Source organism: Pseudoxanthomonas sp. USHLN014 (assembly GCF_037153335.1).
Classification (GTDB): domain Bacteria; phylum Pseudomonadota; class Gammaproteobacteria; order Xanthomonadales; family Xanthomonadaceae; genus Pseudoxanthomonas_A; species Pseudoxanthomonas_A winnipegensis.
Window position 1 is genome coordinate 188,854 of sequence record NZ_JBBCKO010000009.1, and the last position, 14,139, is coordinate 202,992.

A 14,139-nucleotide genomic window follows, 5' to 3' on the forward strand; every position below is an offset into this window, starting at 1 on the left:
CGCCCCTGAGCGCGGCCCCGCGGCCGTGTTCAGGTCCCGGAGAGGTGTCCGAGTGGTTGAAGGAGCACGCCTGGAAAGTGTGTAAGCGTCTAAACCGCGCTTCGGGGGTTCGAATCCCCCTCTCTCCGCCAGATATTCGAACTAAGCCCCTGATTTTTAGGGGCTTTTTTCTTTTCCGATCACTCCAGTATGCCGTCCAGTATGCCACAGCAAGTTGGCTGTGGTTGGGCCCCTTTGCGCCGCGCTGCGCATCGCGAAGCAGCGGAAACCCGTGAGGGCTGCACTACCCATTGCTCTCATGCGAAACGTGCCTGACTCCAGCTTGATGCAATTGGCCTACCGGACTTTGCCGCGGCCGCCTTACTGACCTCTTGCTGACAAGGGCCAGCCCCCCCCGCTCGACAGGAATTTCCGGAGAGGTTTCTGGATCACTTGCCGAAATCCGCTCCTTATTCAATTTCCTCGTACCTGCCCAGCATGTCCGCTGAGGACAGCCATCCCGGCTCTCCCGATCGAGGACAAGCACATGCCACCCGGCACCGTTAACGAAATGGCCGCGCAGTTCACCGCAGCGTACCAGGCACTCAAAGACAAGAAAGATGCCGAACGGCTCCTTACGCTTATCAAGCCGATGATCCTGACCGCCAAGGCGGACGGCATCAGCGACAAGGAGTTGATTGACCTGATCAATGCCTTGGGTCTGCGAGAGAAGTTCTACCCCGCAAAGCTCAAGGAGCTGCGCGGCCGACTGGGCAAGTCTGAATCGGACGCGCCCGCCAGTGGCGAAGAGGACCCGTCGGCGAGCGAGGTTTCCCTCCATGCGCTCGCAGCCGCGCTCAACGGCCGTCTTGAGAGGGCCGCAGTGTGAACATGCTTACGCCGCTCACGACCTTCCAGGCATCCGACCACAACTTCGGCATGCTCCCGCCGCTGGCCGCAGCTGCCGCGAGGGCAGTTTGCGCCAGGGCCACGGAAGCCTGCCCCGCCTTGGTCCGGACGCACCTGCTTTCGGTCCTGTCCTCCGCGGTTGCGCCTCTCTACGTAATGTCGCCCCCAAACTGGACGCCCATTCCCATCAGCGTCAACACGCTGTGCATCGCCGATGTTGGTGGAAGTAAGAGCCCGGTACACGAGTGCATGATCCAGCCGCTCAAGGACCACGCTCGAGACAGCTTCGCTCGGTATGAGGTCGCGCGGACCGAAGCGAGCGCCGCGTCGGCCGAGCAACAGTTCCATATCAAGCTCCTGAAGGCCGAGATCGCGCGCTGCCTGCGCAAGCAGGAGCCCGCGCAGGAACTTCTTGCGACGCTGGCCGAGCTGCACCGTACGGCCGCAGCGGCCCCCAAACACCGTCCGCGCCTCGCGAGCAACCTCGACCTGGAAAGCCTGCTTCACCAGCTGGATGGCGAGCACGAAGCCGTCGATTTCCTTACCGACGAAGGTGACAAGCTGCTGAGCTCCAGCTTGATGCGCCACGTGTCGGATCTGGTTGATCTGATCGACGGCAAGCCGCTGGAGTTTCGTCGAGAGAAGAAGAGGCATCTCTATGCCAGCCAACCACGTGGCACGTTCGGCTTGCTGGCGCAGTCCGCCGCGATCGAGCCGTTCCGCCCCCGGTGCAAGCGCAATGAGTACACCGAGCACAAGGCCGTCAGGCTCGGCTTCTTCGCGCGTTTCCTCGTCTGCGTCGCCCAGCCGTCGCCCATGGGCAATCGATACGCACCCGAGGGCGACGATGACGAGGCTCTTTCGAATCTCCACGAGGCGCTCAAGGAGCTTTACGACCTGCACCAGGACAACCAGGAGGCCGGTGGCATTGCACCCATCGAACTGGCCTTCGCACCTGACGCGCTGGGCTACTGGGACGAGCTGTGCCGCATCACTCACAATCTCAAGTTCGGACAGCTCGCGCATATCGCCGACTTCGTCTCGAAGATGCTCAACCTGACCGCCCGGCTGGCTGCGGTGCTGCATGTATGGGAAAGCCAGACCCACTACGTCTCGATCTCCTGCCTCCAACGTGCCTGGGCGCTTGTCTCCTGGCATGCCACCCAGTACGAACTCGTGTTCGTGCCGCCACCTCCCCTGCCCCAACAGGAGGCCGACGTGGCAGCCGTAATCGAGCACTTGAAGATCTTTCGCCTTGAAACCGACTACAAGGAAGTTCCCACGGAGCCTATTGGCCTGTTGCTTGGCATTCCCAGCAATCGTCTGCGCGCCGCCCTTCTACGCATGGAGCAGCGAGACCTGATCGAGTTGTGCGGCGGCAAGACAACGTTTATCAACTGCATGAAGATGTTCTCGCGATCGCGCAACATTACGTGGCGGTGAGCGTGACAGAGCGAACAAAATGCCCGGCAAACGCCGGGCATCTTTCTATTCAAGAGGCTTCGTCCTCGAATGCTCGCCGACAGCAGGCCCTTAGCGCGACCCGTGGAAATCCGCGAGTTCACACTTCATCTCGGTGCGAGGCGACCTCAGACATCGACCCTGATGCGACGCCGTTCAAACGCAATCTCGGAGGGCATGCACCGTCATGGATTGTTCCAACAACCTGGGCTCTTCGAATCAAAAAACGTCACAACCGTTTCTGGCAAGGACCGGCCAGCGGCCTTGAGCACCTGGTGGCAGAACGCCTGCTGATCCGGTTCTGGTTGACCAGTGAACACGGAGACCGCCATTCGCTTGGGTGGACTTGTCGCGATTGCCTCAAGCACGTGCTGATCCCTTTCGTCAAAGCTCCAGCCATACACGACCAGATTCTCTCCGAGGCTGGGTAGAACCTCTTCATACACGTTCGTCAGGTAGTGGCTCCGACGAATCGCTGCGACCTTCTGCTTGCTGGTTCCCTCGCTAACAAACACGGGCACGTAGTTTCCGGACGACCACCAGAGAGTTATCGTGTCGAGCATGTCACCTGCGGCCCCTGCACCAACAGAAATCTTTGTCTCATCACCAATGTAGTCACGCGCCACGGCGAGACTGCCGTGAGGATAAAACACTAGCGTGGCCCCACCGGCCGGGGGAAGCGGCCTGCGCAGATACCCCCAGTCCGTCTGGAATTCCCCATGATGGAACGCGTCTTTGAACCAGCTGCCGCTTGCCGCATTGAACAGCAGCATGGCCCAGTACAATGTGAGGTCGTAGTTCAGGCTGACGACAGTCGGAAACGCGCTCGCGAATGCACCAACCTTTTGTAAGTCGGTGGCGATATCCGCATGTACAGGATGCACGCTGTGCACCGCCTCGATCAGTGCGGTGCGCACTTCCGCATAAGCCGCAGAGATGTCGGCAGACGGAGTTCCCAGTGCCACGTTGACGTGCTCGGCATACCAGCACGCAAGCAGAACATGCTCGAAGTCGGTCGTCCCGAGCTTGGTGAATATTGGCGCGGTGGTTGCGAGCAACCCTTCTGCATCAGCGACGCTGTGGAGCGTTGGGTATGCAAACTCCTTGTGGATGGCGATGCTGGCGCCGTTACCCAGAAGGAGGGAACTCCAACCTTCCGCGCTGATGTTTGCCCAAGTGTCGATTTCGATTCTGTCCATGTCCTTTCACGCGCCTGCCTTCATCGTGTGGTCAGGTACGCAAAGTCGCAGCAGCTGCGCCCTGATGTCCGCAGGAGTTGCCGTCAAATCCACAGTGGCAAATCGAATGGCGTGCCCCTGGATCAGCACTGTCTCGTCGACCATCTGGCCGATCGCGGGATGCAACAACAATCCACTCGCGCGATCTGCAAGCGCATCGCCGCACCCAGCCTGGGAGCGCAGATAGGCGTAGATCTGGTACACGTATCCGCTGCGCAGGGTTTCCTCACGGTACCAACCGCTCGTCACAATCGAGGTGAACTTGGTATCGATGACGATCCTCTGCCCGGTTGACGGGTGGTCGAGCACGACATCAGTTCGCATCGTCGGCAGGATCTTGTCGATCCCCGCCGTCTTCTGCTCGATCTGCCAGCCCAACGTCCCGCCGCATAGCACCCGCCAGCCCTGCGGACTCACTACGACTTCGTAGAAGCCGCCCACCGCCCGCTCGAACAAACGGCGTACCCACGGTGCTTCTCGGTCCGGCAGAGAGAGCACATTCGCACCCGACGCCTCCGTAGGTAGCACTAGGTCGAACGCCAGCTTTGCGGCTGCCACCATGAACCGGTCGTCCGCATCGTTACGGCCGAAACGATCAGTGCTCATTTGGGCGCGGGTCGGTGCGTCCCCTGATACACCCATTGCCTTCATGTCACCCGCAAGTGCGCGGCACCGATGGGCAACGTCCTTCCTCTGAACGATCCTGGAGATGGACTCCAAGGCTGCTCGGACGAAACGATTGCGTGGGGTGTCGATGGTGAGTTCGTCGAACCGGCAAGCCACCAGGCCTCTATCCATCAACTGATGGCGTTCGGTGGTCAAGACGTCGATCCGACCGCGCACGCGATTGATGACTGCGTTACGAGATCGATAGCCAAGACTCAAGCGGCGACGCTGTCGCACCTCAACCGCGTGGGCAAGGATCTCCGCGACTAGATCCGGTAGATCGTCCGGGCTGTCTTCCAAGCCGATCTTGCCGATGCCGCGAGTGCGGAACAGGTCAGAGGCGTAGAGCATCAGCAGCCAGAGGTTGCGCACCGGAATGCGTCCAATGAAACCCTCAGCTCTCATGGATGCACTTTCCACCTGTTCTGCGACGGCGGTCATCACCAGCCCTGCGTCAGCCGTGCAATCGCCTTTTGTGCTTCGTCGGGCGCGTCGAACCAGTATTCATCCAGCAACGGGCCGATCTCCGTCTCCACGATCTGCTGGAACCACTTCTTCGTGTCTCCCGCCTCCAGTCGGTGTGCGGGCGTCACATAGCTGTGACCAATCCGGAACTGCTTGCCAAGGCGCGCGTCCGCCGCGATCTGGTCGTTCAGCTCGGCGATACGGCGCTCGATATCCGCGACCAAGCCCGGATCGACAGCACACTCCTTGACCACCCAATCCCGCCAAACCTGGCCCAGTCTTGGCTCCAGCCCAACGAAAGCAAAGCGGCGACGCAATGCCAGATCGACCAGTGCAAGTGATCGGTCAGCGATATTCATGGTGCCGACCACATAGAGATTCTCGGGAATATGGACGGGACGTCGTTTGCCGTCCGCATCCGGATAGCAGAGTTCCAGCGCTTCGTTGGGTGTCCGCTTGCCGGCCTCAAGCAGCGTCAGCAACTCGCCGAAGATCTGCGCCGGGTTTCCACGGTTGATCTCCTCGATCACCACGACAAACTTCGACGAAGGGTCCTTCGATGCGGCCTTGATAGCTTCCATGAAGACACCGTCCGCCAGCGACAACTTACCTTCGCCAGTGGGGCGCCACCCTCGAACAAAGTCCTCGTAGGACAGGTTGGGGTGGAACTGCACGGCGCGGACCTTACTGTCGTCTTTCTGCCCCATGAGCGCGAACGCGAGCCGTTTGGCTAGCCAGGTCTTGCCCGTGCCCGGAGGCCCCTGAAGGATGAAGTTCTTTTTTGTGCGCAGACGATCGAGCAAGCGGTCAATCTCGGCCCGCTCCAGGAAACAGCCGTCCTTGAGGATGTCCTCCACCGAGTAGGGAACGATTGGCGCTGCCACCTGAAAGGCTTCGCGAACTTCACCTTCAGTTTCCTGTTCGGCTCCGGCATTGGTACCGATATCGCCAGCCGGCACAGGCTCGTCAACCGGGTCTTTGTACATCCAGGACGCAAGCGACAGGTCTGGGAAACTGTGGACCGGATAGCCGTCTTCGCCGAAGCGCGACCGCAAATCGTCTAGCAGCTTCAAATACTCGCGTCCATCACAGGGACCTTGCTGACCACTGATGGGAACATTCAGGCCGAGCCGCTTGTTGATGTAGTGGCGCGACTGGCTATCAAGCGTCAGGAATTCCCACGGATGCGCCCAGTAGAGACCTGTCGAAAGGTTCCATGCGACACCCCACACTTGGGTTGCCTCGTCATAAGCCCGGATGAAGGCATCTCGGGTGTCCAACTGATCGCCATCGACCATCTTGCTCGCGGCAACGAATACCTTCCATAGCGCGTCGATGTCGCCCGCACCACGCTTGTCGGCATAGGCGAAAAACCAGGAACGTTGGTTGTTGAGAACGGGGATGCCTTCGAATGAAGGCGGGACCGGCACCGTCACACCCAGCAACTTGGCAAGTTCGCCCGCGATGGTCTTGCGGTTAGCATCGGTCATGGATCGGTTAAAGGTGCCCATCGTGGTGAATGGGCAAATGTCCCGCAGCGGACCACTGGTTCCATCAGGAAACTTATCCTGGAGATAGGTCAGCCCCGGCACCCGGGACGCGATCTCGTGGATGCCCTCGATGAGCGGCGTTCGATCGTCTGCGTGGGCCAGCAGCTTTTCGGCCACTGCCTCGTAGAAGTCCGTCCACTCGAAGCGCTGCTTTTCTGGCGAAGTCGTGCCGTAACGCTCCCGCCAAAAGGGCTCGTTGCGAAAGCGATCTACATCCTGCGGCTTGCCGTCAAACGCAAATGCAATCAGCGCATCGTTCATCCATTCGCCGGGCAGCACACGCCAGATCGTTGCTCGGTGAGTGTAGAAGTACCACTCCCGTACTGGCTCGACCTTGGCCCAGTCCACCTTCACCCGCTTCCCGTCGTTCAGGTTTTCAGTGATCGTGCCGACCGCCTTGATGCCCATAACCGAAACCGCTCGGCCTCGGCTATCGAAAGGCAGACCGTGCTTTCGCGTGTAAGACGACTTGATGGCGATCCGCTCTCCCGGGCGCATGGAACGCACCACTTCGAGGAGCTTGTCGTCGTAGCCGTTCTCCCAAATTCCTTCCGCAAGAAATCGCGGCATCTGATCATCGGTACCGCCGTAGCTGGCGCCGACAAACCAGGTTGCATGCGGTGCACTATCTATCGTCTGAGTGGTCATCCCCCGCCCCCTTTAGTAATACTGCCGGATGTAGCTGTAGGCCTTCTCGAACAGCTCCTCATCCGCATGCAGCTTGTATTTGAAGAGGGCCTTGCGCAGTGCCTTCTTGACTTCACGCTCGCCGGCCTGCGTGCCTTGCCAGCCCGGGAAGCGGACGAGGCGCACGATCTCGTCGATGTCCGCCACAACGCGTTCGACCATGATGGGCGTCTCGGCGGTCTTCACCTCGTTGAACAGCTCGGTCAGCGCCGCCTTTCCGCGATCCTCGTCCTCTTCGGGCGGGACCTCCTTCTCGGCTTGCAGCGTTTCCTTGGCGATCTCGAGCAACTGCTTCAGAAACTCGACGCTGTTGATCTGTCCGGATTCGAAACGGTCCTTCAGCGCATCGAGTCGTTCCGACAGTTTCTTGAACTTGGGGTTGCCGCCATGCCCGCGCAGCCGGCGCTTGAGCTTGATCTCGATCTCCTTGGCCTTCTTGGGATCGGGGTTCGAGAGCACTGCCTCCAGTAGATCGGCGTCCAGCACCAGGGTGTCGAGGTCATCCCGCACCGCGTCGACATGCACGTTCTGGTGGATCAGCTCGATGGTCTTTGCGCCCAGCGAATGCCAGATCAGCTTGCCGTGGCCACTGGACGGCTGCACCGACTGGTACACCTGAGACAGCCACTTGTAGTCCTTCTCGAAGGGGCCCAGTACGGTGTCCGGTGACAGCGCCTCCCAAATCTTGCTGAGCACGCTGTACTCGGCAGCAAAGTTGTCTCGCACCTCGTTGTTGGGCAGGCACTGCTGCGCCGCGATCAGGCCTTCGTAGCCTTGCAGCGTGCGGTCGCAGCCCTGGAAGAAGGCCAGGCATTTCTGCATCGCCTCAGGCAGCTTGTCCTTCAACTCCTGGATGTTGCTGACCACCTGCTTGACGGTCTGGTCGTCGAACTCCAGCGCCGCCGCAACGTCATCGAAGATGCCGAGGTAGTCCACGATCAAACCGTGGGTCTTCTGCTCCGAGTAGGTTCGGTTCACGCGGCAGATGGCCTGCAGCAGCGTGTGGTCCCGCAACGGCTTGTCCAGGTACATCGCCTGCAGGATGGGCGCGTCGAAGCCCGTCAGCAGCTTGGCCGTCACGATGATCAGCTTCAGCGGGTCGGCCGGGTCGCGGAAACGATCCAGCAGCCGTTCCTCTTCGTCACGGGTGCGGTCGTACTTCGCGTACTGAGGGTGGTCCTTCTTGTCGGACGCCTGCACCGACATCACGATGTCCGTGGCCTCGGGCGGCAGTAGCTTGTCCAGCTCGGACTTGAAAAGAAGGCAGGACTCTCGGTCGAACGTGACAATCTGGCCCTTGAAGCCGTTCGGCTCCACCTTGGTCTGGAAGTGCTCGACGATGTCCTCGCACACCTTGCGGATGCGTTCGGGCGTCTTGACCAGCACGGCCATCTTGGCGGCGGTCTTGGCGAGGTTGTCCTTGTCCAGGTCCGACAGGCCGCCAGTCAAGTCCTTGTAGGCAGCGTCCAGCGCGGCCTTGTCGATGTGCAGGTCGATCAGGCGGGGCTCGAAGTGCAGCTTCAGCGTGGCGCCGTCGCGGATCGACTCCTCGAAGCCGTAGCGGCTCATATAGCCCTTCTCGTCTTCGTCGGCACCGAAGGCGTAGAAGGTGTTTCGGTCGGACCGGTTGATCGGCGTGCCCGTCAGGCCAAACAAGAACGCGTTGGGCAGGGCCTCGCGCATCTTGCGGCCCAGGTCGCCTTCTTGCGTGCGGTGGGCCTCGTCCACCAGCGCGATAATGTTGTTGCGCGTGTTCAGCGCACCGCTGGCTTCGCCGAACTTGAAGATCGTCGTGATGATGATCTTGCGCACGTCCTGCGCCAGCAACTGCTGCAGCTTCTCGCGGCTGTCGGCCTTCTCCAGGTTGGGGATGTCTGCCCCGGTGAAGGTGCCGGTGATCTGAGTATCCAGGTCGATCCGATCCACCACGATCAGCACGGTGGGATTCTTCAGGCCGGCATGCATGCGCAGCTTCTGCGCGGCAAACACCATCAGCAGTGACTTGCCCGAACCCTGGAAGTGCCAGATCAGCCCTTTCCTGGGGTAGCCCGCCAGCACGCGCTCGACGATCTTGTTGGCCGCTTCAAACTGCTGGTAGCGGCAAATGATCTTGATGCGCTGCTTTTTCTTGTTGGTGGCGAACAGGGTGAAGCTGCCGAGGATGTCCAGCACCACATGCGGGCGCAACATGCTCTCAGCGGACAGCTTGAGCGACTTCAGCGGGTGGTGCTGACCATCCTCCCCATTGCCATCCAGATGCCACGGCCCCCAATCCTTGACCGGCAGGCCGATGGACCCGTAGTGGTAAGCCTTGCCTTCGGTCGCCACCGAGAACACGTTGCAGACGAAGAGCTCAGGCACGAACTTCTCGTAGTCGTCGTGCACCTGCACCGCGCCATCGACCCAGCTGATGCACTTCTTGACTGGCGTCTTGGCCTCGATCAGTACCAGCGGCAGCCCGTTGACCAACAACACCAGATCGGCGCGGCGCTCGGTGGGGCCTGCGCGGTAGATGAACTGCTGGGTGACGATGTACTGGTTCTGCGCCAGATCATCCAGGTCGATCAGCCGCACCGGCACATGCTCGTTGTTGGGGCCGAAGGGCATCGAGCGCTCACCGCGCATCCAGGCGGTCATTTCCTCGTTGGCGCGGATCAGGCCATCCGAGCGCACCGAGAGCACGATGGCACGCAGCTTGTAGAGCACCTCGTCGGCGCGATCGGGCTGAGCGGCAATCTCCGGGTTCAGGCGGATCAGCGCCTCACGCAGCCAGGGTTCAACCAGCACTTCCTGAATCTGGCGCGGCACCTCAGCCGGGGCGGCGTAGCGCCAGCCGATGCCTTTGGGGCTGGGACCGTAGCTGGCTTGAGGTTCCTGGGCGGTGTTGGCCGGGACAGCTTTGATAGGGCCGGAGAGCAGATCGCGAACGTAGGCTTCGACGGTGTTGGATTCGTTAAACATGCTCCGTCTCCGCAAACGCTGATTTACGCATCTGATCGCGAACAACAAGTGATAACTGCAATCGAGCTACTGCTTCCTTTTTGGATGCCAGGTATGAATCAAGCTCCTCCGCAACTTCAATCTGCTCAGCCAACGATCTGAACGGAATTCCAAAACGCCTGATGTTAGAAAGGTTCAGTCGCTTTCTCGTGGTGCCTTGCGCCATCGCGCGAGCTTGGCTTAGCCCCACGCTGCTATTCAGAAAATGGACGAGATACTTTGCCGATATCCGTTCATTGGTCCGAAGACAGTAGCAATCCGCCTTGTTTATTGCTGGTCCCATTTTCAATGGGACGATGCAAGCACGCCCCATCGGGATGCGATCATCGCCAAGGCCTGCGATGATGACGTCCCCGCCTTTTACTTCATAACCACGAAGCTCATCGAAGTAGTCCATTGGGACAAACGCGGAGTCCGTGTCGTTGAACTCTAGAAGATCAATGTTATTCAACCGAATGACGCGGGCCCCTTGGTCAGAGTAATGCTCAGTCTTTAGTTTGCTTCCAAACGGGCCATCAGATGAGTAGTCAACCAACGCCCCCAGGGGTACAAATTCTCCTGCAGCGTCCGTGGCGAACAAATCTGTCGTCCTTGACTTCCACAACTGCTCAGATGCAGAAATCAGATTCTGATAGGACTCTACAAGCGCATTGGACGACCTGAGTCCCTGCAATATGCGCTGCTGCTCATCCAGGGGCGGCAGAGCAAACTCTTGGACTGCCATCGTTTTCCAGTTGATTGTGGGCGACAGCGAGCCAACCGAGATCTCGACTGCCCGATTCATAAAGAGATCGCTCTGCATGAAGAAGGGCAGGAACTCGGGAAGGACGACCTCAGGTTTGGCTCGCAGGACCATGGCATGCGCCGAGCAAATGCCATCAAAATCGGCAACACCGAGCTTGCGCTGGTAGGCGCGACGGCGACCGAAAATGATGTCGCCCTTCTTGAACATCAGCTTGGTGGCTTCCACGTCGTCTGGCGTACCCCAGCGGCGGATCTTCAGCGAATCGGCATCCAGGTGTTCCAGACCAACGTAGTGCTCCATGCCCGACTCGGACGGGTTGTCGATGCGCGCATTGACGTTGGTCGCCATCTGATCGAAGCGCCAGACCTTCCAGCCTGGCTTCAAATTCTTGTTATCAGACACGCTCGATGTCCTCCGTAATCAGCCCATCCAGCGTTTCCACCAGCGCGTCCATCTGTTGCCAGAACGCGCGGCCATCCGTTTGCCATTGGTCCCATGCCGAGCGCAGCGATACCGCGTCGCCATTGCTGTCGGTAGCGACGGCTGCGGCAATGCGCTTCACATACAGCGGGATAGAGAGGTTGCCCGCATTGGCGCCGATTTCGCCCAGGGTGGCGACCTTGGCGAAACCGGGCACGTCCGCAAAGGTCTTATAGGCGGTCAGGATGCGCTGTTGATGCGCGGGCTTCAGAAAGCTCTGCGCCCGTTCCCGGGTGACCTCGTTCACCGCGTCGATGAAGATCACCTTGCCCTTGCGAGCAGCCGCCTTCTTGCGGTTGCAGATGACGATGCACGACTCCATTGGGGAGTTGTAGAACAGGTTGGGGCCCAAGCCGATGACAGCCTCGACCCAGTCCTGCTCAACCATCTTGGCGCGCATGGCCTGTTCCTCGTTGCGGAACAGCACGCCATGCGGCCACAGCACGGCGCAGCGGCCCTTGGCGGTAAGGCTGGTCAGGATGTGCTGCTGGAACGCATAGTCGGCGCGGCCCTGCGGCGGCGTGCCCAGGGAGTTGCGGCCCCACTTGTCGCTGCTCCAGGCCTCGCGATTCCACTGCTTGATGGAGTACGGCGGGTTGGCCAGGATCACGTCGAACTGGCGCAGACGGTCGCCCTCGATGTGCTTGGGGTCGGCCAGGGTGTCGCCACGGATGATCTCGAAGTCCTCCACGCCGTGCAGGAACAGGTTCATGCGCGCGATGGACGAGGTGATAAGGTTTCGCTCCTGCCCGTAGAGCTTGAGCGTGCGGTACTCGCCGCCCGAGCGCTTCACTTCATCCAGCGCCGAGATCAACATGCCGCCGGTGCCGCATGTGGGGTCGTAGATCGACTCGCCCGCCTGCGGCGCCAGAAGCTGCGTCATCAGGTGGACGACGGTGCGGTTGGTATAGAACTCGGCTGCCGTGTGGCCGGAATCGTCCGCGAACTTCTTGATCAGGTACTCGTAGGCGTTGCCGAGCTCGTCCTCCGGCACGTTGGCCACCGAGAGTGTCTGCGTCGAGAAGTGCTCGATCAGGTTTTTCAGCGTTTCGTCGGGCAGACGCTCGCGGTTGGTCCATGGCGCATCGCCGAAGATGCCGTCGAGCAGATCCGGGTTGGCGGTTTCGATGGCGCGCATGGTCTTCTGGATGGCGGCACCGACGTTCTTCGGGGTCTGGCGTATATCGTTCCAGTGCGCGCCCTCGGGAATCTGGAAGCGGTGGTTCTCCGCGAACTGCGCGTAAGAGAGGTCACCGCCTGAGTTGGCCAGCGCCGCCTGGTATTCCTCGTCCCAGACATCCGAGACCCGTTTGTAAAACAGCAGCGGGAAGATGAACTGCTTGTAGTCACCCGCGTCGATGAGGCCGCGAAGCAGCACGGCGGCGCCCCACAGGTAGCTTTCGAGTTCTTGTTGGCTGATGCGTTTGCTTGGGTGACTCATTGCAGCCATCCCCCTTCAGTCATGACCTGCGCAAGCCGCTCTTCGGCTTCACGGCAGCGGGTGAGCGCGTCCTTGAATGCCGCAATCGCATCGGGCAGCGGTGGGATGTCTTCTTGCAATGGCGGCAGGACATAGCGCGAGATGTTCAGCGTCCAGTCCTCGGCTTTGATCTCGTCGAGGCTGACCACGCGGACCGCGTCCTGCACATCGGCAAAGCCGCGATACCAGCCGAGGATTTCGGTGGCGTGCTCAGGCTCCAGATAGTTCTGCGCACGGCCCCGGCGGAACAGGCGTGACGCATCGGCGATCAGCACCTTGTTCTTGTGTTTGGCCGGCTTGCGCTTGCGCAAGACCAGGATGCACGCGGCGAGCCCGGTGCCGTAGAAAAGGTTGGGCGCCAAGCCGATCACCGCCTCGACCAGATCCATTTCCAGTAGCTTCTGGCGGATGTTGCCTTCCACACCTTTGCGGAACAGGGCGCCCTGGGGCAGCACCACGGCCATCCGACCGCTGACGTCGGCCATCGATTTGATCATGTGCTGCACCCACGCGAAGTCACCGCTGGATGAGGGTGGCAGACCGGCAAAATTGCGGCCGAAGGGATCGTTCAGCCACAGGTCCTCGCCCCACTTTTCCAGCGAGAACGGGGGGTTGGCGATCACGCAGTCGAAGGTGGCCAGTCGGTCGCCCTCGAAGAAGGCTGGGTTGCGCAGCGTGTCGCCGCGTACCACCTGGAAGTCTTCGATGCCGTGGAGAAACAGGTTCATCCGCGCGATAGACGAGGTGGTGAGGTTCTTCTCTTGACCGTACAGCTTGCCCCAGAGGCGCTTGACGTCACCGTGCTTTTCTTTGACGTGCTGCACGGCAGCAAGCAGCATCCCGCCGGTACCGCAGGCGGGGTCGTAGATGGTCTCGGCTTCCTTGGGATCGAGCATGTCGATCATCAGCCGCACGACGCTGCGCGGGGTATAGAACTCCCCGGCCTTCTTGTTGGTGGCGTCGGCGAACTTCTTGATCAGGTATTCGTAGGCGTCGCCAAGCAGATCCGAGTTGACGTTCTTGTTGCCAAACGGCAGCTTGGAGAAGTGCTCGATCAGGTCCTTGAGCAAGGCATCAGACAGCCGATCCTTGTTCGACCACTGGGCATCGCCGAACACGCCGTACAGGGTGTCGGGGTTGGCTTTCTCAATCTCGCGCATCGCGCGCTGAAGGGCCGTCCCAACATTGCTGGCCTTGGTGCGAACGTCGTTCCAGTGGCAGTCTTCCGGGATCTGGAAACGGTGCGATTCCGGGAACCAGGCCAGTTGCTCGTCGCCGGTCTCATCAACGATCTCCTGGTACTCCTCGTCCCAGACGTCGCAGATGCGCTTGAAGAACAGCAGCGGAAAGATGTAGGTCTTGAAGTCAGCCGCATCCACCGGGCCGCGTAGGATGTTGGCGGATTCCCAGAGGTGGCCTTCGAGTTGGCTGAGGGTGATTTGTTGGTCGCTCAAACGAATGGCCCTTCTATATCAATGC

At 60.3% G+C, this 14,139-nt stretch carries 9 protein-coding genes and 1 tRNA gene; 3 read left to right on the plus strand and 7 right to left on the minus strand.

The genetic code is table 11. The features are described from left to right. Positions 1–38: 38 nt before the first annotated feature. The 3 genes from WFQ05_RS16310 (at position 39) to WFQ05_RS16320 (ending at position 2,331) form a co-directional block, all read left to right on the plus strand. Positions 39–131, plus strand: a tRNA-Ser gene (locus WFQ05_RS16310). Positions 132–526: 395 nt separating this feature from the next. After that, positions 527–868 carry a hypothetical protein gene (locus tag WFQ05_RS16315; RefSeq protein ID WP_253133531.1) on the plus strand — a complete coding sequence of 114 codons (342 nt, stop codon included), beginning with the start codon at positions 527–529 and terminating at the stop codon, positions 866–868. 2 nt (positions 869–870) lie between these two features. Continuing rightward, positions 871–2,331 carry a YfjI family protein gene (locus WFQ05_RS16320; protein WP_253133529.1) on the plus strand — a complete coding sequence of 487 codons (1,461 nt, stop codon included), beginning with the start codon at positions 871–873 and terminating at the stop codon, positions 2,329–2,331. Positions 2,332–2,534: 203 nt separating this feature from the next. Here the strand turns inward: WFQ05_RS16320 and WFQ05_RS16325 are convergent, their stop codons facing one another. From WFQ05_RS16325 to WFQ05_RS16355, 7 genes are read right to left on the minus strand one after another with little or no spacing between them, the layout of a single operon-like run. Then, complete coding sequence (locus WFQ05_RS16325) at positions 2,535–3,548, minus strand: DUF4917 family protein (RefSeq protein ID WP_253133528.1); 1,014 nt, start codon at positions 3,546–3,548, stop codon at positions 2,535–2,537. Positions 3,549–3,554: 6 nt separating this feature from the next. After that, positions 3,555–4,694: a 5-methylcytosine-specific restriction endonuclease system specificity protein McrC gene (gene mcrC / locus WFQ05_RS16330; RefSeq protein WP_253133526.1), complete on the minus strand. Its 1,140-nt coding sequence runs from the start codon at positions 4,692–4,694 to the stop codon at positions 3,555–3,557. Further along, entirely contained in the window at positions 4,694–6,916 is a 2,223-nt protein-coding gene (locus tag WFQ05_RS16335) for an AAA family ATPase (protein WP_253133524.1), read from the minus strand. The genes mcrC and WFQ05_RS16335 overlap by 1 nt, the downstream gene beginning before the upstream one ends. Before the next feature lie 12 nt (positions 6,917–6,928). Then, complete coding sequence (locus WFQ05_RS16340; protein ID WP_253133522.1) at positions 6,929–9,916, minus strand: type I restriction endonuclease subunit R; 2,988 nt, start codon at positions 9,914–9,916, stop codon at positions 6,929–6,931. Continuing rightward, positions 9,909–11,102, minus strand: a complete 1,194-nt coding sequence (locus WFQ05_RS16345; protein WP_253133520.1) for a restriction endonuclease subunit S — start codon at positions 11,100–11,102, stop codon at positions 9,909–9,911. The genes WFQ05_RS16340 and WFQ05_RS16345 overlap by 8 nt, the downstream gene beginning before the upstream one ends. After that, the gene (locus WFQ05_RS16350; RefSeq protein ID WP_253133518.1) at positions 11,095–12,621 is read right to left on the minus strand and encodes a class I SAM-dependent DNA methyltransferase; all 1,527 of its coding nucleotides are present in this window, start codon (positions 12,619–12,621) and stop codon (positions 11,095–11,097) included. The genes WFQ05_RS16345 and WFQ05_RS16350 overlap by 8 nt, the downstream gene beginning before the upstream one ends. Beyond that, positions 12,618–14,114, minus strand: coding sequence for a class I SAM-dependent DNA methyltransferase (locus WFQ05_RS16355; protein WP_253133516.1), 1,497 nt, complete (start codon positions 14,112–14,114; stop codon positions 12,618–12,620). Before WFQ05_RS16355 ends, WFQ05_RS16350 begins: the two co-directional genes overlap by 4 nt. Positions 14,115–14,139 lie beyond the last annotated feature (25 nt).